The organism is Gordonia sp. DT219 (assembly GCF_049847065.1).
Lineage (GTDB): Bacteria > Actinomycetota > Actinomycetes > Mycobacteriales > Mycobacteriaceae > Gordonia.
In genome coordinates this window covers 114,040-134,823 of sequence record NZ_JBNCNR010000009.1, presented here as the reverse complement: position 1 = coordinate 134,823, position 20,784 = coordinate 114,040, and the positions used below count along the sequence as shown (strand labels likewise).

General features: G+C 68.3%; 16 protein-coding genes, 1 tRNA gene and 1 pseudogene. 9 read left to right on the top strand and 9 right to left on the bottom strand.

Features of this window, described 5'->3' with window-relative positions; all coding sequences use genetic code 11:
- Positions 1 to 49 precede the first annotated feature (49 nt).
- Positions 50 to 850 carry a class I SAM-dependent methyltransferase gene (locus ACPXB3_RS13150; protein WP_425727839.1) on the bottom strand — a complete coding sequence of 267 codons (801 nt, stop codon included), beginning with the start codon at positions 848 to 850 and terminating at the stop codon, positions 50 to 52.
- A gap of 47 nt (positions 851 to 897) precedes the next feature.
- Here ACPXB3_RS13150 and ACPXB3_RS13145 point away from each other — a divergent pair, with 47 nt between their 5' ends.
- Entirely contained in the window at positions 898 to 1,488 is a 591-nt protein-coding gene (locus ACPXB3_RS13145) for a helix-turn-helix domain-containing protein (protein WP_425727838.1), read from the top strand.
- Between the two features lie 59 nt (positions 1,489 to 1,547).
- A complete protein-coding gene (locus ACPXB3_RS13140; protein WP_425705199.1) occupies positions 1,548 to 2,804 on the top strand; it encodes an Ig-like domain-containing protein in 1,257 nt (418 codons plus the stop codon).
- Between the two features lie 10 nt (positions 2,805 to 2,814).
- Here ACPXB3_RS13140 and ACPXB3_RS13135 read toward each other — a convergent pair whose 3' ends face one another.
- A complete protein-coding gene (locus ACPXB3_RS13135; protein WP_425727837.1) occupies positions 2,815 to 3,570 on the bottom strand; it encodes an SDR family NAD(P)-dependent oxidoreductase in 756 nt (251 codons plus the stop codon).
- 101 nt (positions 3,571 to 3,671) lie between these two features.
- Here ACPXB3_RS13135 and ACPXB3_RS13130 point away from each other — a divergent pair, with 101 nt between their 5' ends.
- The 3 genes and pseudogenes from ACPXB3_RS13130 (at position 3,672) to ACPXB3_RS13120 (ending at position 6,855) form a co-directional block, all read left to right on the top strand.
- On the top strand, positions 3,672 to 4,802 hold the full coding sequence (locus ACPXB3_RS13130) for an ROK family protein (RefSeq protein ID WP_425705201.1): 1,131 nt from the start codon (positions 3,672 to 3,674) through the stop codon (positions 4,800 to 4,802).
- Positions 4,803 to 4,911: 109 nt separating this feature from the next.
- Entirely contained in the window at positions 4,912 to 5,724 is an 813-nt protein-coding gene (locus tag ACPXB3_RS13125; RefSeq protein WP_425727836.1) for a transglutaminase-like domain-containing protein, read from the top strand.
- Positions 5,725 to 5,729: 5 nt separating this feature from the next.
- Positions 5,730 to 6,855 (top strand): annotated as a pseudogene (locus tag ACPXB3_RS13120) (zinc-binding metallopeptidase family protein).
- A gap of 41 nt (positions 6,856 to 6,896) precedes the next feature.
- Here the strand turns inward: ACPXB3_RS13120 and otsB are convergent.
- The 4 genes from otsB to ACPXB3_RS13100 form a co-directional block, all read right to left on the bottom strand.
- Entirely contained in the window at positions 6,897 to 7,679 is a 783-nt protein-coding gene (gene otsB / locus ACPXB3_RS13115) for a trehalose-phosphatase (protein ID WP_425705203.1), read from the bottom strand.
- Positions 7,676 to 9,154, bottom strand: a complete 1,479-nt coding sequence (locus ACPXB3_RS13110) for an alpha,alpha-trehalose-phosphate synthase (UDP-forming) (protein ID WP_425705204.1) — start codon at positions 9,152 to 9,154, stop codon at positions 7,676 to 7,678. Before ACPXB3_RS13110 ends, otsB begins: the two co-directional genes overlap by 4 nt.
- A gap of 234 nt (positions 9,155 to 9,388) precedes the next feature.
- Complete coding sequence (locus tag ACPXB3_RS13105) at positions 9,389 to 9,553, bottom strand: hypothetical protein (protein WP_425705205.1); 165 nt, start codon at positions 9,551 to 9,553, stop codon at positions 9,389 to 9,391.
- Between the two features lie 155 nt (positions 9,554 to 9,708).
- Positions 9,709 to 11,136 carry a threonine/serine ThrE exporter family protein gene (locus tag ACPXB3_RS13100; RefSeq protein ID WP_425727835.1) on the bottom strand — a complete coding sequence of 476 codons (1,428 nt, stop codon included), beginning with the start codon at positions 11,134 to 11,136 and terminating at the stop codon, positions 9,709 to 9,711.
- A 5-nt stretch (positions 11,137 to 11,141) separates the two neighbouring features.
- Here ACPXB3_RS13100 and ACPXB3_RS13095 point away from each other — a divergent pair.
- The 4 genes from ACPXB3_RS13095 (at position 11,142) to selD (ending at position 15,179) form a co-directional block, all read left to right on the top strand.
- Positions 11,142 to 11,213, top strand: a tRNA-Thr gene (locus ACPXB3_RS13095).
- 109 nt (positions 11,214 to 11,322) lie between these two features.
- Positions 11,323 to 12,546, top strand: a complete 1,224-nt coding sequence (locus tag ACPXB3_RS13090) for an arginine deiminase (protein WP_425727834.1) — start codon at positions 11,323 to 11,325, stop codon at positions 12,544 to 12,546.
- A complete protein-coding gene (locus ACPXB3_RS13085) occupies positions 12,546 to 14,120 on the top strand; it encodes a carboxylesterase/lipase family protein (RefSeq protein ID WP_425727833.1) in 1,575 nt (524 codons plus the stop codon). The genes ACPXB3_RS13090 and ACPXB3_RS13085 overlap by 1 nt, the downstream gene beginning before the upstream one ends.
- A 60-nt stretch (positions 14,121 to 14,180) precedes the next feature.
- Entirely contained in the window at positions 14,181 to 15,179 is a 999-nt protein-coding gene (gene selD / locus ACPXB3_RS13080; RefSeq protein ID WP_425705209.1) for a selenide, water dikinase SelD, read from the top strand.
- A gap of 25 nt (positions 15,180 to 15,204) precedes the next feature.
- Here selD and nrfD read toward each other — a convergent pair whose 3' ends face one another.
- Genes nrfD through fdh form a run of 3 tightly spaced genes read right to left on the bottom strand, consistent with a single transcriptional unit; the run spans position 15,205 to position 20,745 of the window.
- Positions 15,205 to 16,311: an NrfD/PsrC family molybdoenzyme membrane anchor subunit gene (nrfD, locus tag ACPXB3_RS13075; protein WP_425705210.1), complete on the bottom strand. Its 1,107-nt coding sequence runs from the start codon at positions 16,309 to 16,311 to the stop codon at positions 15,205 to 15,207.
- A gap of 7 nt (positions 16,312 to 16,318) precedes the next feature.
- Positions 16,319 to 17,317: a 4Fe-4S dicluster domain-containing protein gene (locus ACPXB3_RS13070; protein WP_425727832.1), complete on the bottom strand. Its 999-nt coding sequence runs from the start codon at positions 17,315 to 17,317 to the stop codon at positions 16,319 to 16,321.
- Positions 17,317 to 20,745, bottom strand: a complete 3,429-nt coding sequence (gene fdh / locus ACPXB3_RS13065; RefSeq protein WP_425705212.1) for a formate dehydrogenase — start codon at positions 20,743 to 20,745, stop codon at positions 17,317 to 17,319. The genes ACPXB3_RS13070 and fdh overlap by 1 nt, the downstream gene beginning before the upstream one ends.
- Positions 20,746 to 20,784 lie beyond the last annotated feature (39 nt).

Below are 20,784 nucleotides of genomic sequence, written 5' to 3'. Positions count from 1 at the left end.
CGCTATAGCTGCATTCTGTATTCGCTCCGATCCACCCGGCGGGTGTGTGTCATCGCTCCGCGGTCGCGATCCAGATGAGGCGGGTGGATTGCACCTGCAGGTCGGGTCGGTGGCGCAGCGAGTCGGCGGAGTCGCCGAGCAGCGCATCGATGGTGGCGAGATCGTCGGCGCCGAGATCGTCGGCCAATCCGGAACGCACCCGGGTCAGCCACGCCTGCGCATACGCGCGGCTGGTCGGGGTGGGGTGGGCAACGACGATCGGCACCGAGTGCCGCCCGCGCATCTCGAAGCCGGCCGCAATGATGGTGTCGGTCCAGTCCGGGAACGCATTGGCCCCCTTCGCCCGCATGATCGCCTCGATCCGGTCGTCGAGCCCGCTCTGCAAAAACCGCGGCTGGTGCGCCATCTCGATGATCGCGAGCACCCCGCCGCCGCGCAGATGCGCGCGAGCGGTGTGCAGGAAGGCGAGCGGGTCGGCGAGGTGATGCAGCGACCCCGACGCCCACACCACGTCGGCAGCACCGACCTGCGGCCACCCGTCGTCGAGATCGGCGGTGACGGCGCGCAGGTGCCCGGTGCCGGCACCGGCGATGCCGGCGGTCATGTCCGCCGATCCGTCGATCGCGATGATCTCCGCGTCGGGAAACGCCGCGGCCAGGGCGCGGGTGCCGACGCCGGTGCCGGCGCCCACATCGACGATGGTCGCCGGCGGGCCCGACGCCGCGGCCCGGATCAGCGTGATGGCCTCGTCGAGGTAGGCGCCGGTCACCGCGGCGTCGAGCTCGAGCAGTTCGCGCGGGCTGCCGCCGTGCGCCTGGTGTTGGTGGCTTCCGGGTGGTGAGCTGGTCATATCTTCACGGTAACGGCGCGATGCGCAGACTGCATACAATCTTGCCCATGGAGCAAGAACTTGATGCCGTCGTCCGTCAGCGCATCCGCGCGCTGCGAGTCGCCAAGGGCTGGACACTCGACTCACTGGCCCACCGGTGCCACCTGAGTCCGTCGACACTGAGCCGCATCGAGACCGGTCACCGGCGGGTCGCGCTCGATCAGCTGGTGCCGATCGCGCGGGCGCTGGGAACCTCGCTCGATGTGCTCGTCGAACCCGTCGGCGACGCCGACGTCGTGATCCGTCCCGAACCGCACACCACCGAGGGCATCATCGTGTGGCCCTTGTCACGGGACAGCACGCCGTCGGGAGTGGTCGTGGCAAAGATGCGGCTCGAAGAGTCGGTGCGCGACGCCGCCGACGAGTTGCGTGTGCATCCGGGGCACGAGTGGTTCACGGTGCTGTCGGGGACCATCCGGCTGCAGCTCGGCGCGCGCACGATCATCATTCCCGCAGGCCACGCCGCCGAATTCGCATGTACGGTGCCGCATGTCCTCGCCCCACAGGACGGTCCCGCCGAAGTCCTGTCGATCTTCGACCACGACGGCGAACGCGCACATCTGCGCGGCTCACCGGCGTCGGCGGCGTCCTTCGCGTGACCGAATCGAGGCAGGGCGCGGCGCCCGGGGCCGGTTCGTCTCGGTATCCTGGTCCCGACATGAACACGCAGCCCATCCCCAGTCGCCGCACCGTCCTGGCGGCAGCCGGTATCGCCACCGCAGGTCTCATCGCCGCAGCCTGCGGGCAGTCGACCGATACCCCGTCCGCCCAGAAGTCGAAGCAGCCGACCGTCAAGGTCACCTACACGCCGGCGCTCGACGACGACGCCGCCCCCAATCCGATCGCGAAGGTCGAGGTCAAGGCGTCGGGTGGCACGCTCAACCCGGACGTCAAACTGGTCAATCCGAGTGGTCGCGCGGTGGCCGGGACGCTGTCGGAGGATCGCACGACGTTCACGATCTCCGAGGCGCTGGGGTACGACTCGACGTATACGTGGCAGGGCAGCGCCGTCGGCCAGGACCGCTTGTCGGTGCCGGTCAAGGGCTCGTTCACCACGCTCAATCCCAAACAGCAACTCAACGTCGTCGTCAACGTCGCCGACGGCCAAGAGGTCGGTATCGCCGCACCGCTCATCCTGAAATTCGACGGGACCGTCGACAACAAGGAGGCCGTCGAGCGTGCCCTCGCGCTGACGACCACGCCGCCGACCGAGGGCAGCTGGGCCTGGCTCGGTGAGGACAATGGGTCGCGAGCGCATTGGCGCCCGAAGGAGTACTTCCGGCCGGGCACCAAGATCCACATGAGTGCCAAGCTCTACGGGCTCGACCACGGCGGCGGCGCCTACGGTGCTGCCGACGTCACCAGCGACTACGTCATCGGCCGCGCGCAGATCGTCAAGGCCGTCGCGCCGAGCCATCAGATCGTCGTGGAACGCGATGGCGCGACGCTGATGACGCTGCCGTGCAGCTACGGCGAGGGCGACGTCGACCGCAACGTCACCCGTTCGGGCATCCACGTGGTGAGCGAAAAGTACGAGGACTTCTACATGTCCAATCCGGCGGCGGGATACTTCAACGTCCACGAACGCTTCGCCGTACGTATCTCCAACAACGGCGAATTCATTCACGCCAACCCGGAAACCGTTGGCGTACAAGGATCGTCGAATGTGACCAACGGGTGCATCAACCTGTCGCTGGACAACGCGCAGCAGTACTTCGCCACCGCAGTCTACGGAGACCCCGTCGAGGTGAGCGGCACCCGGATCGACCTGTCGGAGGCCGACGGTGACATCTACGACTGGGCCTACGACTGGGACAGCTGGAAATCCATGTCGGCGATCAAGGGCACTCCGCAGTCGTCGTCGGTTCCGGCGACCCCGCAAGGGGCACCGTCCTCGGTCGGCGCCCCCAACTGACTTCTGCCGGCTATCCGGTCCGGATGTTGCGCCGCGCCGACGCCTGATCCCGTGGCTTGAGCACGATCTGGTCGAGGTTCACGTGCGGCGGCCGGGATGCGACGAAGCCGATCACCTCGGCGACGTCCTCGGCGGTCAGCGGCGTCAGATCCGCATAGACCGCATCGGCGCGGTCCTGGTCGCCGTCGAAACGCACCAGTGAGAAGTCGGTCTCGACCATGCCCGGGGCGATCTCGGTGAGCCGGATCGGCTTGCCCAGCAACTCGAAACGCAGCGTCCGGTGTAGCACTGCCTGAGCGTGTTTCGCCGAGGTGTAGCCGGCGCCGTTGTCATACGGCTCGAGGGCAGCGGTGGAGGTGATGGTGACGATCAGCCCGTCGCCGGACGCCTCGAGAGCCGGCAGCAGCGACTTGATCATGCGCAGCGTGCCGAGCACATTGGTCTCCCACATCCAGCGCCAGTCGTCGAGATCGGCGTCGGCCACCGGATCGAGTCCCTTGGCGCCGCCGGCATTGTTGACCAGGACGTGCACGGCATCGAGGCCGGCGACGAAGCGGGCCACCGACTCGTCGTCGGTGACATCGAGTTGCCTTCCGGTGCCGCCGATCTCGGCGGCAAGGGCTTCGACGCGGTCGACCCGGCGGGCACCGAGGATGACGTGGTACCCCTGCGCGGCCAGCGCGCGGGCAGTGGCCGCACCGATCCCGGAGCTGGCGCCGGTGACGACGGCGACGCGCGATTCGGTGGACGAGGTGGACTCACTCATGGCCGTCAGCTTACGTGCCGCAGGCCCGGGCGCCGCTCGCGACTCGGCCGAGGCGCCACGGGCGGAAGCCGCCGATACCGGCGATGCTAGATTCAGCAGTCATGCAGACGGTCATCCCGGCGACGCTCCGAGTCGGGACGACCCCGGCAGCGCTGGTCCTGCAGGCGATCCGGCTCGGCGCGCCCATCGCCCGCGACACCCTCGCCGGCGAGACCGGCTTGTCGCCGGCGACGATCAATCGGCAGGTCACTGCGCTCGGTGAGCTCGGCTTCGTCGTCGAACGCCGCGACCTCGGGCATGCCGGCGGTATCGGGCGGCCCAAACACCCGCTCGTCCTCGACCGCGACAAGCTGTGCGTGGCGGGCATGCACATCGGTGCGCGCCGCACCCTGCTCGTCATCGCCGACCTGGGCGGACGCACACTTTACAGTCACGCCGTGCGCACCCCGCGCGACGATCCGCACACCTCGTCGGCGGCCCTGTGCCGACAACTGCGCGAACTCGCCGACCGCTTCGCCGGGCGCAGGCTGCTGTGGGGCGGGGTCGCCCTCGGTGGTCGGGTCGACGCCGCCACCGGGGTCGTCGATCACCCGGTGCTCGGCTGGCGCAACGTGCCGGTGGGCCGGCAGCTCGCCGATGCGCTCGGCGTACCGGTGTCGGTGTGCGAGCACGTGCAGGCCATGGCGGCCGCCGAGTTGTTGCTGAGTTCGCCTCGCAGTGACGAGGACTCGGGACTTTTCTTCTACGCGCGCGAAACCACCGGCATGGCCGTCACGGTCGACGGCCGCGTGCTGGTGCCCGGCCGCGGGGCCGGCACCATTGCCCATACCCGGGTCGACGCGCCGATCCTGTGTGGTGGCGGGGCGACGCTGCAGGACGTGATCGGTGTCGACGTCGCACGGCGCGCCGCGCAGCGGCTGGGAGTATCGCCGGACGCGTCGGTGATCGCCGACGAACGCGCCCGCATTCTCGGTGAGGTGGTCGCGGTGTTCCGTGATGCGGTGAACCCGGACTCCGTCGTCGTGGCCGGCGATGCCTTTGCCGCGCACCCGCAAGGCCTCGCGCCGGTGCAGGCGGCCTTCGACGCCGCGTCCAAGGTGGGCTGGCCGTTGGAACTGACGGCATCGCGTTTCGGCGTCTCGGTTCAGGAGAGTGCGGCAATAGTGGTGGCGCTCAGCGTGATCTACTCCGAACCCGTCATCGCGATGACGTACTGCCGCGCCCGGGCGTAGGCGCTCCGGATCGGGCGGCCGAGCCGTGGGACCGTCGAAGCAGGTGCGAGCCCCGATGCCTCTGTGGGCCCCGACGCATAGGTGAGCCCGGTGCCCTACCGTGGCACCTATGACGATCCCCCCTCGCGATGTGGCCGCAACCATGTCCATCGCGGTCACCGCCCCCACCGAGCTCGAGATGCAGATCGCGGTGGCCCGCATACCCGGGCTCTGGCTCGAGGAGACGCTCGAGGTCACCGTCGACGGGGCCCCGGTGGCCGTCGAGGAGATCGTCGACGACCACGGCGGCCGCATCCACCGGCTCGCGGTCGCGTCCGGACAGGTCAACGTCGACTATCGGGCGTCGGTGACCACGCCCGCCGATCCGGTCCGCGTTGCGGTCACCGACCGGTCGATCTACTTGCGGCCCAGCCGATATGCCGAGGCCGACAAGTTCTACGGGTTTGCCGCCGGACAATTCGACGCGTCCCGTCCGGCCGGTGAACTGCTCGATGAGGTGACCGCCTACGTCGAGGACCGGCTCGACTACATCCCCGGTGCGAGCGACCCCATCGACGGCGCCGCCGACACGCTGCTCGCCGGTGCAGGCGTCTGCCGCGACTACGCCCATCTCGTGGTGGCGTTGCTGCGTGCGCTGAACATCCCGGCGCGGCTGGTCGCGGTGTACGCGCCCGGTTGCACCCCGATGGACTTCCATGCCGTCGCCGAGGCGCTCGTCGATGGGGTGTGGGTCGCGGTCGACGCCACTCGACTCGCGCCGCGGCAGGGTCTGGTGCGGATCGCCACCGGCCGCGATGCCGCCGACACCGCCTTCCTCGACAACCACGGCGGCTCGATCAATCTCGACGCCTACCAGGTGACCGCGATCGTCCGTGGCGCTCTGCCCATCGACGACGGCACCGGACGCATCAGCATAGGCTGAGTCGCGTGCGCGCCTTGACATGTCCCATCTGCAACGCATTGTCGGGATTCGAGAACCAGAACTGTCCACGATGTGGCACCGCCGTCGGGGTGCACCTGCCGAGCCGTTCGCTGGTCGTCGCCTCCGACGAAGGGGTCGAGATCGACGGACGCCGGTGGGTCCGGTGTTCGAGTTCGTCACCGACGGGCTGCAATTGGATGACCCCCGCGGAACTCGGGGACGACGAGATCGGGATGCGCGGCCTGTGCTTCGGCGACTCGCTGGTGCGCCGTCGGCCGGAGATGTCCGACACCATCGCCCTCGAGAAGCTGGCGCCCACCACCCTCGACCTGCGCATGGTGCTCCTATCAGCTCGCCGATCTGGGGCTGCCGATCGAACCGTACTGGCGTACCGAAGGTGGGCTGGCCTTCGATCTGCTCTCCAGTCTGTCGGCAGGCAAACAGGTCATCATCGGGCATGCGGGTGGCGTCATCACCATCGATCTCGCCGAAACCCTTGACGCGCACCGGGAGCGGCTGCGGGTGCAACTCGGTGAGCCGTACCGCACGATGGTCGGCCACTTCCGTCACGAGACCGGTCATTACTATCAGCACGTTCTGGTGGAGACCGGTGACGGCGCGGCTCGTTATCTCGACAGGTGCCGGGAGATCTTCGGCGACGAACGCGCGAGCTACCGCGACGCACTCGATCGGCACTACCGGCAAGGGCCACCGGACAATTGGCGCGAGTCCTACATCTCCGAATACGCCACCATGCATCCATGGGAGGACTTCGCCGAGTGCTTCGCGCACTACCTGCACATCACCGGAACCATCGACACCGCCCGTGAATCCGGTCTGATGCTCGAGAGTGATCAGGTGCGCTTCTCGATGGATCGTGACATCGTGCCACTCGAATCCTATGCCGACCAGCCCGTCGAGAAGCTGCTCTACGACTGGAAATGGTTGTCCACCATGTTCAATCGCGTGAACCAGGCGATGGGCAGTGCGCGACTCTACCCCTTCGACATCCCGCAACCGGTTGTCCGCAAACTGGGCTTCGTCCACCGTGTGGTCCGCAAGTCCGCCAAGCGCAGTCCGGCATGCGATCCCATGGTTGTCGAGGTGCCCGGCGCGCCGGCGGCGTCCTGAGCTGCCGGCCCCGCGCCCGGCCCACATCCGCCGAGGACGGTTCAGTCGACGGACGCTTTGCGCTCTCCGGCAACGAATTCGAGTACATCGGCGACGTCGTCCGGGTCGCCGATGCGGTACTGGGCGGCGGTGTCGCCTGCCCCGACCTTGATGCTGATGTCGTGATCGTGGCGCAGGTGCGCGAACGCCTTCTCGTCGGTGACGTCGTCGCCGAGGTAGATCACCACGTCGGCACCGGAGCGTTCGCGCAGCAGATCCAGGGCGAGCCCTTTGCTGGTCTTGATGACGGCGAGCTCGATGACCGCCTTGCCCTCGGTGGCTTCCACACCGTCCCAGGTGGCCGGGCCGCCCCGGGCGCGGGTCAGCGCGGCGGCGGCGTCGGCGGGGGATGCGTTGCGCACGTGCAAGGTGGTGCTGATCGGCTTGGTCTCCACCGTCACCCCGTCGAAGTCTGCTGCGATGGAGCCGAATTCGTCGATGATCCGAGCGAGGAGCTGCTGCTGTTCGGGGGTGATCGGCTGCGCGAAGCCGGTGTCGAACTCGCTGCCGTGGCTGCCGACGAGGGTGATCGAATCCGCGCCGAGGCCCGAACGTTGCGCCAGGTCCGACACCGCCCGGCCGCTCACCACCGCCACCGTGGTGCTCTCGAGTCGGGCCGCGGCGCGCAACGCCTCGATGGATGCGGGCAGCGGAACGGCGTCCTGTGGGCGGGACACGATCGGCGCGATGCATCCGTCGTAATCCGACGCCACCAGTAGCCGCCCGACGGCGCTCGCCCGCCGCAATGCCTGGGCCAGCCCGGCGGGGATACCCTCGGTGCTCATGACCTCGACGGGTCGGGTGAGCGGGTGGGGGTGGCCTCGTCGCCACTGGTCAGTTCCACGCCGCGGTTTCCTGCGGCTTCGGTCTCCGTGGTCTCCGCCAGGGTTCCGAGGAAGCTGGCCGCCCACTTGCTGACATCGTGGGTCAGGACCTGCCTGCGCAGGGCGCGCATCCGTCGGCGCCCGTCCTCGGGGGACTGATCGATGGCCGCCATGATGGCGTCCTTGACGCCGTCCAGATCGTACGGGTTGGCCTGGTAGGCGGACCGCAATTCGGCTGCGGCACCAGTGAATTCGCTGAGCACCAAGGCGCCGCCGAGGTCGCTGCGGCAGGCCACATATTCCTTGGCGACCAGATTCATCCCGTCTCGCAGCGGGGTGACGAGCATGACGTCGGCGGCGACGAAGAACGCGATCAGGTCATCGCGCGGGACCGGCCGGTGCAGGTACTGCACCATCGGCTGGCCGACGCGGGCATAGGTGCCGTTGATGTTGCCCACCAACTGCTCGATGCCCGCCCGCATCCGGATGTAACTGTCGACGCGTTCGCGGCTCGGTGTCGCCAGCTGCACCATGACGGTGTCCTCGGCGTCGATTCGCTTCTCGTCCAACAGTTCCAGAAGTGCGCGGAGCCGCACGTCGATGCCTTTGGTGTAGTCGAGGCGGTCGACGCCGAGGATGATCTTCTTCGGGTTGCCGAGTTCTTTGCGGATCTCGGTGGCGCGTTTGCGGATCTCCTTGGAGCGGGCCTTGGTGTCGAGGTCACCGGAATCGATCGAGATGGGGAACGCGCCGACGCGCACGGTGCGGAATCCGACCTGCACCACCCCGAATCGGGAGCGTATGCCGATGGTGCCCTTGCTGATTGCCTGCCCGGCCAGCCGGCGCGCCAGGTACAGGAAGTTCTGGGCGCCGCCGGGGAGGTGGAAGCCGATGAGGTCGGCGCCCAGTAGTCCTTCGACGATCTCGGTGCGCCACGGCAACTGCATGAACAGTTCGATCGGCGGGAACGGGATGTGCAGGAAGAAGCCGATTTTCAGGTCGGGGCGCAGCATTCGAAGCATCTTGGGGACGAGCTGCAGCTGGTAGTCCTGCACCCAGACGACCGCACCCGGTGCGGCGGCCTTCGACGCGGCCTCGGCGAAGCGCCGGTTCACCTCGACGTAGGTGTCCCACCAGTCGCGGTTGTATTCGGGCTTGACGATGACGTCGTGGTAGAGCGGCCACAGGGTGGCGTTGGAGAATCCCTCGTAGTACTCGGCGATCTCCTCGGTCGACAGCGGCACCGCCTGGATGCCGATTCCTTCGACCTCGGGATTCTCGTCGGAGTCGGCGATGCCCGACCAGCCGACCCAGGCGCCGGTGTGTGAACGCAGGATCGGTTCGAGTGCGGTGACCAGACCGCCGGGGCTGCGTTTCCAGGTGGTCTCGCCGTCGGGGCCGACGGTTTTGTCGACGGGGAGGCGGTTGGCCACCACGACGAATTCGGCGCCGGGAGCGGAGCGAGCGGGCCGGTTGGGCTCGGCGCCGGGAGCGGAGCGAGCGGGCCGCTCAGATTCGGCGCCGGGAGCGGAGCGAGCGGGCCGGCTATCCGCGGCGCCGGGAGCGGAGCGAGCGGGCCGGTTGGGCTCGGCGCCGGGAGCGGAGCGAGCGGGATCTTTCTGCTCAGTGGACTGGGACTCAGGTACCGCTCGACTGTCCGAGGTCACGACTCAGGCGTTCTCGCCCGGTGCGATCCCCAGCATGGCCAACAGCATCCGGCACTCGTCGGCATCGGTTGCGTATGCGGCGACGACGCGGCGCGCAGAGCTGGCGGTCTCGTCGGCTACCGGCTCCAACTCTTCGTCGGCGATGTCGGTGGTCTTGGTTGCTGCCATCATGTCCCCTCGGTCGGCGCCCCCGGGTGTGGGGTGACGCGGTCGTCGGATGTCGTGGGTGCCACACCGGTTGCCTGACGTGAGCGACTGTGTGGTGTGGGTGAACTCCGATGGTACCCGGTCTCGTGGGGCCGCAAACCCTGTGGCGCCTGTGCTCACCACTGGTTGTGGCGTCGTCGGAGCAGTCGCCGGCGCTGGGCCCACTCGGGGCGGACGATTCGCGGGCGGCGCAGGGTGCGGGCGATGAATTCGCCCAGTGTGACGCCGGCGGCGAGCGCGCAGCCCACACCGAGGGCGCTACCGGCCCAGGTGAGTCCGTCGAGGGTCTGGTTGTTGAGGATGCCGTACAGGCCGCGGTAGACGGCCAGACCGGGCAGCAGCGGGGTGATGCCTGCGACGGCCACCACCAGCGGCGGGGTGAGCGCTCGACGGGCCAGCAGACCGCCGAGCATGCCGACGCAGACCGCGGCCAGGCCGGAGCCGATGATGTCGCCGACCGGGATGAACGAGGAGCCCGCGGCCACCCCGACACCGATGACGCCGGAGACGAAGGCGACCGGCAGCGCGCGGCGTTCGGCGTAACTGGCCAGCGCGAACGCCAGTGCGGCGATCGCACCCGCAGCCACCCGCACGGGCACGTCGACCGCCGCGAACTCCGTCGAGGTGGTGATGGCAGGCAGGTAGATACCGAAGGAACTGAGCATGCGCAGTGCCATACCGACCCCGGCGATGATCCCGCCGGTCATGAGCAGCAACTCGAAGAAGCGGGCCACGCCGGTGATGGGGGCGCCGGTGATCGCGTCCTGCACCGACCCGACCAGTGACAGCCCAGACAGCAGCACCACGATCCCGGCCGCGATGACCTGTGAGGGCATGATCTCGATGCCGACCTTCTCACCGGCCTCGAAGACCAGTGCGGCCGGCACCACCGCGATGAAGCCGCCGCTCACCTGCTGGAAGAAGCCGGGGGTGCCGATGCGGTTGAGCAGCCGGTTGATCGTGACGGTGACGCCGGTGGTCACGAACGCGAGTAAGGCCACCAGCGGGCCGCCGCCGAGCAGCACGCTGATCCCGGCGGCCATCAGTGCCCACGCCAGGGTGGCGACCTTGTACGGGTAGGGGTGTGGGGCCGCGATGATCGCGTCGACCATGCGGTGTGCGGTGGCCGGGGTGATCGCCGAATCGCGGATGCGGCGGATGAGCTTGTCGACGTCCGCGAGCCGCGTGAAGTCCATCGACCGGTAGTGGACCGTCTCCATCGTGGTGATCGGCGGTAGGGTCGCGCCGCGCCGCGCGCTGACGACGATGGTGTTGTAGGTGACGTCGACATCGACGTCCTCGAGGCCGTAGATGCCTGCGACGAACTGGATCTGGGTACTGGTGTCGATGGCACCGGTGCCCGAATCGAGCAGCACCGCACCGATCTTCGTGGCCAGGTCGAGCACCTCGGTGATGGCCCCGACGTCGAATCGGTCGATCGGGCGCCGGGGCGCCACCATGATGCTCCCGGGTTCGATCGTGTCGATGGTGGCCTGGCTGGTGCCGATGAGGCGACGGGCGGCGCGGCGGATATACTCGCGCAAGCAATGCCTCCTTAGCTCAGTGGTAGAGCACTCGCCTTGTAAGCGAGCGGTCGTCAGTTCAATCCTGACAGGGGGCTCCGGGAACGAGCCCGTCCGGCGCGCCTGACATGGGGCTTGGGTGATGTCGATCGTCGTCTGATGTCTATCGTGCCGCGCCGGTCTGTGCGCGCGATTAGAGTTTTCCCTATGCCGTTTCATGTCGACTCCGAGGTGGGCCGGCTCGCGCAGGTCATCGTGCATCGCCCCGGCATCGAGTTGCTGCGCCTCACGCCGGCCAACGTCGAGAGCCTGCTCTTCGACGACGTGATGTGGGCGGAGAAGGCGCAGGAGGAGCACGAGCAGTTCCAGCAGATCTTGCGTGATCTCGGGGTGACGGTGCACCTCTATCAGGACCTGCTCGCGACGGCGCTCGCCGCGGACGGGGCCCGTGACGAGCTGAAGGCCGAGCTGATCACCGAAACCCAATTCGGCACCGAACTCGACGGCCCGCTGCGGGCGCTGCTCGACGAGCGCGCGCCCCCCCAGCTCGCCGAGCTGCTCATCGGCGGAGTTCTCAAACGTGAGGCCGCGCCGTATCTGAGGGGAGTCTCGAGCCTGGTGCTCGACAGTCTCGGCGACGATGACTTCTTGCTCGCGCCGCTGCCCAATCACCTGTTCCAGCGCGACAATTCGGCATGGATCTATGCCGGGGTCAACCTCAATCCGATGGCCAGACCGGCGCGGCGGCGCGAGACCATCAACTCGCGCCTGATCTACAACTTTCACCCGATGTTCGCCGGTGAGCAGTTCGCGTTCTACAACGGCAACGACCCGATGCAACACACCCCGGCCACCATCGAGGGCGGCGACATCCTTGTCATCGGCAACCGGACGGTGATGATCGGGATGGGTGAACGCACCGCGCCGCAGGGTATCGAGGTGCTCGCCGAAAGGCTGTTCGCGGCGGGGGCCATCGATGCCGTCATCGTCGTCGAACTGCCGAGGGAGCGGGCGTTCATGCATCTCGACACCGCGATGACCCAGATCGACCGCGACGCCTTCAGCGTCTACCCCTACCTGCCCGATACCCTGCGGTCCTACACGCTCACCCCGCGCGGATCCGACGGTCATTTCACGGTGCACGAGAACGCCGATCTGTTCGCCGTGGTCGCGCAGGCGCTCGGGATCGAACGGCTGCGGGTGCTCAAGGCGCCCATCGACCGCCTCGAGGCGGCGCGCGCGCAGTGGGACGACGGAAACAACTTCCTGACCGTCTCGCCGGGCGTCGTGATCGGGTACGAACGCAACGTCACCACCAACAAATACCTGGGCGACAACGGTATCCAGGTCATCGGCCTGTCGGGTTCGGAACTCGGGCGGGGTCGCGGCGGCCCACGCTGTATGTCCTGCCCGATCGAACGGGAGTCCTGATGAGCAGCTCACCGGGCCGTCCCGGATCGGTCACCGGCTCGTCGCCGGTCGTCGAGACCACCTCCGGCCCCTACCGCGGCGTGCACGACGGGTCCCTCGGCGTCTGGAAGGGGATGCGGTACGCGGCACCGCCGATAGGTGAGAACCGTTGGCGCCGTGCGCGTCCGGTTACCGCACATACCGGGATCGTCGACGCCGACCACTTCGGTGCGGTGTGCCCGCAGGCACGCAATCCCGCGATCGGGCTCGGCTCGCAGGTGGTCATGGACGAGGACTGCCTGTTCCTCAACGTGTGGGCTCCGTCCGCGCGTACCGACGGGCCGCGCCCGGTGATCGTGTGGGTGCACGGGGGTGCCTACGTGTTCGGGTCGGGGAGTCAGCCGCTCTACGACGGGCGGCGGATGGCGCTCGAGAGTGGTGTCGTGGTGGTGACGATCAACTACCGGATCGGCGCCTTCGGGTTCGCCGACCTGGGGTCGGTGATCGACGGCGCCGAGACCAACGCCGCACTCTCGGATGTGCTCGCCGCCCTGACGTGGGTGCGCGACAACATCTCCGGGTTCGGGGGCGATCCGGCACGGGTGACCCTGGCCGGTGAGTCGGCCGGAAGGGGCATCGTCACCACCCTGCTCACCACGCCCGCCGCGCGTGGGCTGTTCCATCAGGCCATTGCCCAGAGTTCACCGGCGACCGCGGTGGTGGCCACCGAGCGGCTGACCATGGTCGCCGAGCGGCTCGACGCGGCCATCCCCGGCGATCTGCGTGCGGCGGCGTCCCAACAGTTCGTCGACGCCGGGATGGCAGTCTTTGCCGATGTCCCGCAAGACAACCCGGGAGTACTGGCATTCACCGTGACCGTGGACGGTGACCTCGTGGCGCGTCACCCGCTCGACGTCTACCGGTCCGGGGACTCGCATCCGGTGCCGCTGCTCATCGGCAGCAATCGTGACGAGTCGGCGCTGTTCAAATACATGAAGTCGCCACTGATGCCGATCGACGTCGAACGGATTCGGGAGATGTTCGGGCGGTTGCGCGCCGAACAGCCCGATCTCGGCCTGCCCGACGAGCGCACCGTCCTCGCTGCCTATCCGCGCAATGCCAAGGCCGCCGGCCTCGGGATCGCCCGCGACCTGGTCTTCCGAATGCCCACTCTGTGGCTGGCCGACGCCCACGCCGCCCTTGCTCCGGTGCATCTGTACCGATTCGATTGGGCGCCACCGATGTTCCGGGCGCTGCGGCTCGGCGCCACCCACGGCACCGAACTCGCCTACACGTGGGGCAATCTCACCACCGGCCGCAAGGACATCACCTACAAACTGGGCGGCCGCAAGACCGGGGAAAAGGTTGCTCGACGGATGCTCGGACGGTGGGGAGCCTTTGTGCGAGAAGGTGTTCCCGACGCAGACTGCGGTCCCGATGCCGCTTCCGACCCCGAGCTGGCGATGCCGTCTTGGCCTGCCTTCACCCGCTCCGAGCGCCGATCACTGGTGATCGGTGCACGTGAGCGCGTGGTCACCGGGCTCGACGATCACCTGCACACCACCTGGGGCGAGGAGATCCTCGCCTTCCGCTGACGCCATCCGCGCGGCTGCCCGATCCTTCGCCGGCCGATCCGCCGGGAGTACGATCCGGCCATGAGCACTGTGGACGACATCGGGGCCGTGCGACTGACCGGATTCGCACATGGCGGTGGGTGTGCCTGCAAGATTCCGCCGGGCGAGCTCGAGGCCGCGGTGGCCGGGCTGACCGGGCAGGTCGGCGACGACATCCTGGTCGGCCTCGACGACGGGGACGATGCCGCCGCGGTGCGCGTCCGCGACGACCTGGCGGTGCTCGCCACGGCCGATTTCTTCACCCCGGTCGTCGACGACGCATTCACCTGGGGCGCGATCGCCGCGGCGAACGCGTTGTCCGACATCTACGCGATGGGCGGAACGCCGGTGGTCGCGATCAATCTCGTCGGTTGGCCGCGGGAGAGACTGCCGATGGAATTGATGACCGAGGTGCTGCGGGGTGGGCTCGACGTCGCGGCCCGCGCCGGCTGTCCGGTCATCGGCGGCCACAGCATCGACGACCCGGAACCCAAATATGGCATGGCGGTCACCGGGATCGCCGACCCCGCACGGCTGATCCGCAACGATGCCGCCGTGGCCGGACTGCCGATCACCCTCACCAAACCCATCGGTGTCGGTCTCCTCAACAACCGGCACAAGCAGACCGGCGAGGTCTTCGACGCCGCCGTCGAGGTGATGACGACCCTCAATCGCGAGGCGGCGCAGGCAGCGCTGGCCGCCGGCATCCGCTCCGGCACCGACGTCACCGGATTCGGGCTGCTCGGGCACCTGCACAAACTCGTCCGCGCCTCCGGGGTGGGCGCAGTGATCGACCGGTCGGCGGTACCCGCGGTCGACGGCGCACTCGACGCGCTGCATGCCGGGTACGTCTCCGGGGGCACCCGCCGCAACCTCGACTGGGTGCGCCCGCATCTCGACACCGCCGCCACCATCACCGACGACGACCTGTTGTTCCTCGCCGACGCGCAGACCTCGGGCGGACTACTGCTGATCGGGGAGGTGCCCGGCTATCCGGTGATCGGCGAAACCGTCAGCGGTGCAGGCATTCACATCCGCTGACCCGGTGCGCGCAGGTTGGCGCCGATCAGTATCCGGTGGTGATCGAGTCGTCGGTGATCCCCGCCGCGCGACGGGCGGCGAGGCGGCGCTTCTGCGGGACGATCGTGTAGCGCGGGTCCTTCGCCGACTCGATCCCGGCATGCAAGATCCCGTAGCGGGTGCACGCCGACGCCGCGAGCAGCGTCAGTCCGGACGCCACCGACACCGCACGTGACCGTCCGGAGAGCAGTGTGCCGATGCCGCCGGCAACTGCGAGCCGCTCGGCCCAGCGCATCGCCTTCCCGGGCGCACCCTGGTGAAGCGGTTCGGCGACAACCGAATCCATCCCGCGCTCCATGATGCGGGTCGCCGCGACATCGCCGACGACGCCGACGGCAGCGAATACCCGGGCGGGGCCGGCCTGATCCACCGGTGTCGTCACCATCGCCAGCCCGCTCGCGGCCAGGCTCGCCGAGCTGACGAAGACGAACGGCAGGTCGCGGTGCATCGCATTCCAGGTCGGGGTGGCGGTGTCGCCGAGCAGGGCCGCGGTGTACACGGCCAGCAGGGGACCGAAGACACCGCCGACCAGTCCGGCGGGTGCTTCGCCGTACCGAAGCACCAGCCGGAGCGGACCCAGCGGCAGCCGGTGCCGCGTCATCCGGTCCACCTCGGCGGCCGCGGCCACGCCGATCCCACCGGAGAAGACGGTGAGAATCCACGACCCGACACTCATCGGCGAGGTCACCTTGAACGTGCGCAGCATGTTGTAGAACCGGTCCGGCCGGCCCAGGTCGGCGACCAGTGCCACCGCGCCCGCCCCGACCGCGGCCAGTCCGCCGAGGCGGGCGTTGCGGCGCAATGTCTCCCGGCCGGTGAGCTGAGCTCCGGCGGCCAGTACGCCCGACCCGCCGCCGACGCCGCCGAGAAACAGATACAGCGCGATCTCGTCACCCCACGGTGGCGGCTTGACCACCGGATGCCCGTAATAGCCGTCGCCGGTGAGCTTTTCGAACTCGACGTCGGGCACCATCGACATTTCGCGGTCGCCGTCGGTGGCGCCGGCCCCGTGGCGGCGTCGGGCCACCCGTTCGCGGAGACGGCCACGCCGTCGCGGCTCCGGTGGCCGCAGCGAATCGTATTCCGAGGTCATCGCGTGCTCACCGCCCGCGGCCGGAGAGAAACGAAACGGCAGCGGCGGCAAGCATTCCCACTGCGGCCACGCCGGCGCGGCGATACATGCTCGGCAGGTCGGCGGTACACACCCGCGGGTCGGGTGGCAGTCCGTAGACCTCGGGCTCGTCGAGCAGCAGGAACATCGACCCGGTTCCGCCGACCCCGTCCTCGGTGTTGGCGCCGTAGAGCCGCGCCTCGGTCATGCCCTGCGCATGCAGTTGCGCGATCCGCTCGTGCGCGGTCTCGACGAGGTCGTCGTGGTCGCCGAACTTGATCGACGTCGTCGGGCAGGTCTTGGCGCAGGCGGGGGTCTCGTCGTCGAGAAGGCGGTCATAACACAGCGTGCACTTCTGTGCCACACCGCGTTTGGGCACCGGAGGTTGTTCACCCTTGCGCTGGCCCTGCCTGGTGGTGGGTTCGACGGTGCCGTCGGAGCGGCGCTCGACGACGCCGAACGGGCAACCGGCAACACATGTTCCGCAACCGTTGCACACGTCGTGCTGCACCACCACGGTGCCGAACTCGGTGCGGAACAAGGCCCCCGTCGGGCATACGTCCAGACATCCGGCATGCGTGCAGTGTTTGCAGACGTCCGAGGACATCAGCCAGCGGAACTCCGGGGTGTCGGGCGGCGTGACGTCGACCGGCCCCGCCGCCACATCCGCCGACGGCAACGACGGCATGCCCAGATCGGTCAGCGCGCGCCCGGATTCGCGTGCGGCCGCGATCTGTTCGCGGTTCTGCTCGATGAAGGCGACGTGGCGCCAGGTGCTCGCGCCGAGCGCGACGGTGTTGTCGTAGGACATGCCGGTGAGCTCGAGGTCGCCGTCGCGCGGGTTGTCGTTCCACTCCTTGCAGGCGACCTCACATGCCTTGCAGCCGATGCAGATCGACGTGTCGGTGAAGAATCCCTTGCGTGGCCGTTCGTGCCGGCCCCAATGCGCGTCGGCCCTCGGGTCGGTCGGGCCGGACAGTTGTCCCATTATTCGGATCTCCTTGTCTGTTCGCCCCGGTTGTCGTCGCCCATGTGGTGGTCTTCCTGACGGTGGTGGCCGCCGTCGGAATCCTCTTGTGCAGGTGCGGGATAGATGGTCTCGCGCTCGGTGTCGGTGAGGTGGCGGTTGTCGGTCTCGACGGTGATTCCGGCGCGTTGCCGATACCGCTCCACCAGATCGAGCAGTTCCTGACCGTGCGGCCGGCGGCCGGCGACCACGTCACAGGAGGCCACCTTGGATTCCTGGATCTGCACATTGGGATCGAGTGCGACGCCGAGCAGGTCGTTCACCGCGTCACCGGTGACGATGGCATCGTTGCCCTGGCCCCAGTGGTAGGGCAGCCCGACCTGGTGTACCTCGCGGCCGTTGATGCGCAGCGGAGTCATCCGCTCGGTCACCAGTACTCGCGTCTCGATCGCGGCGCGCGGCGAGATGATCGTCGCCCAGCCCTCGTTGACGAGGCCGCGGGCGGTGGCCAATTCCGGTGACACCTCGCAGAACAGCTCCGGCTGCAATTCCGCAAGGACCGATGACCATCGGCTCATGCCGCCGGCCGTGTGGTGTTCGGTCAGCCGATAGGTGGTGAACACGTACGGATATACGTCGGCGCCGTGGGCGCCGGCGCTCGGTGCGCCCAGATTGTCGGTGCGCGGGAAGGTTATCCGCGCCGGCGCCTGCTGCTGTGGGTACAGCGCGTTGGCCACCGGCGACTCATGCGGCTCGTAATGCGCGGGCAGTGGACCGTCGACGAGTCCCGTGGGTGCGAAGAGCCAGCCCTTGCCGTCGGATTGCATGATGAACGGGTCGTCACCGGCCAATCCCTCGGCACCGCCGCGATCGGGATCAGGCCGTGCGTCGGGCGCTTTGTCGACGGGGAAGTCGGGTACGTCGTCGCCGATCCACTTGCGCGCCTGTGCATCCCACCAGATGTAGCGTTTGCGCTCGCTCCACGGTTTGCCGTCGGGGTCGGCGGAGGCCCGGTTGTAGAGGATGCGCCGGTCGGCCGGCCATACCCAACCCCACTCGTGCTGACTCACCGAGTCGCCGCCCTGCGGGACGCGCCGGGCGGCCTGATTGGTCGCGTGCGCGTACACCCCGGTGTAGATCCAGCATCCGCTTGCGGTCGACCCATCGGCCTTCATCTGCGTGTACGACGTCAGGTTGGTGCCAGCGTCGGGACCGGAGGTGAAGTACCCGTTGATCTCCGAGAGCACCGACTCCGGTTCGGGGTTGCCGTGCTCGTCGAGCGGGTAGTCCCACGTCAGGTCGAGCAGCGGCCGGTCGCGTTCGTCGGTGGAGTCGGCGAGGCGCTCACGGATGCGTCGGCCGAGTTCGTAGAAGAAGTCCAGTTCGCTCTGCGCCTGCCCCGGCGGCTGTACCGCCTGATGGCGCCACTGCACCATTCGCTGTGTCTGCGTGAACGATCCGGCCTTCTCGACATGGGTGGCCGCCGGCATGAAGAACACCTCGGTGGCGATGTCGGTGGTGCGCAGTTCACCCGAGGTGATCTCGGGCCCGTCCTTCCACCACGTCGCCGACTCGATCATGTTGAGGTCGCGGACCACCATCCACTTCAGGTGCGACATCGCCATCCGCTGCTGACGGCCGTTGGCCGAGCCGACCGCTGGATTCTGGCCGAGCACGAAGTAGCCCTCGACCTTGTCGGCGAGCATGTCGACGGTCGTCTGATAGGTGCCCGCCGGCCCGGACAGTCGCGGCAGATAGTCGTAGGCCCAGTCGTTCTCGGCGGTCGCGGCGTCGCCGAACCACGCCTTGAGTAAACTGACCGTGTACGCGTCGGAGTAGGCCCAGAAACCCTTCTGCTTCGGGGAACCCACTGCCGCAAGGTAATCGGCGAGCGTGTCATGCCGACCGACCGACGGCATCGGCAGATAACCGGGCAGCAGGTTGAACAAGGTCGGGATGTCGGTGGAGCCCTGGATGCTGGCGTGCCCGCGCAACGCCATGATTCCGCTGCCGGGCCGGCCGACGTTGCCGGTCAACAGCTGCAGGATCGCCGCGGTGCGGATGAACTGCACCCCGAGGGTGTGCTGGGTCCACCCGGTCGCATACCCGAAACAGGTGGTGCGTTCGCGCCCGGAGTTCTCGGCGATCGCCTCGGCCAGATACGTGAAGTCCTCGACGGTGATACCGCACATGTCGCGCACCATCTCCGGTGTGTAGCGGGCGAAATGGCGTTTGAGGATCTGGAACACCGACCGCGGATGGGTCAGTGTCTCGTCGCGCACGACCTTCGCGTGCTCCAGTGGTGGTCCGCCCGAACCGAGTTCGTCTCCGGCGGCGCGCGCCGAGGCCGACGCACCGTGTTCGTGGCCGGCCGGTGCGGCGATCGTGCCGCCGGTCGTGTCGTCATAGGCCCACGTCGCCGGGTCGTACTGCCCGGACTCCGGATCGAATCCGGAGAACAGCCCGCCGAGATCCTCGGTGTCGCGGTAGTCGTCGTTGACCAGCGTCGCGGCGTTGGTGTAGGCGACGACGTACTCACGGAAGTACCGCTCATGGGTGAGCACGTAATTGATCAGCGCACCGAGCAGGACGACGTCGGAGCCGGCGCGGATCGCGATGTGCCTGTCCGCATTCGCCGAGGTCCGGGTGAAACGCGGATCGACGTGGATGACCCGCGCACCACGGGCGCGCGCCTCGAGGACCCATTGGAAGCCCACCGGGTGTGCTTCGGCCATATTGCCGCCCATGAGCACAATGCAATCGGCGTTGGCCATGTCCTGAAGTGATTGCGTCGCGCCGCCGCGTCCGAACGAGGTTCCCAGACTGGGAACCGTGGAGGAGTGTCATATACGCGCTTGGTTCTCGATCTGGATCGCGCCGGCGGCGGTGAAGAGCTTCTTGATCAGATAGTTCTCTTCGTTGTCCAGGGTCGCCCCGCCCAGCGACGCGATGCCCATCGTGCGCCGCAACGTCCGGCCCTGCGAGTCGACGTCTTGCCAGGTGCGTCGGCGCGACTCGAGGAAGCGGTCGGCGATCATGTCGATCGCGGTGTCCAGATCGAGATCGGTCCACTCGGTGGCGTAGGGCGCCCGGTAGCGAATGGCGGTCTGCCGTGCCGGATTGTTGACCAGCTGAGCGCTCGAGGCGCCCTTCGGGCACAACCGGCCTCGGGAGATCGGGGAGTCGGGATCGCCCTCGATCGCGATGACCCGATCGTCCTTGACGTAGACCTGCTGCCCGCACCCGACCGCACAGAACGGGCACACGCTCTGCACCACTTTGTCGGCGCTTGTGGTCCGGGCTTCGATGCCGCGGGTGCGCGGCGACGCGACGGCCGGACCCCGGCCGAATCTGTCGCCGGAGCGCAACTGCCGGAACACCGGCCACTCCAATGGGCGCAAGGGCACGAGGCCGAGTCTAGCCGCTCGCACCCGCGGACGGGCGGCCATCGCACTATCGTCTGAGCTGTGCAGCAACACCTCCCCGAC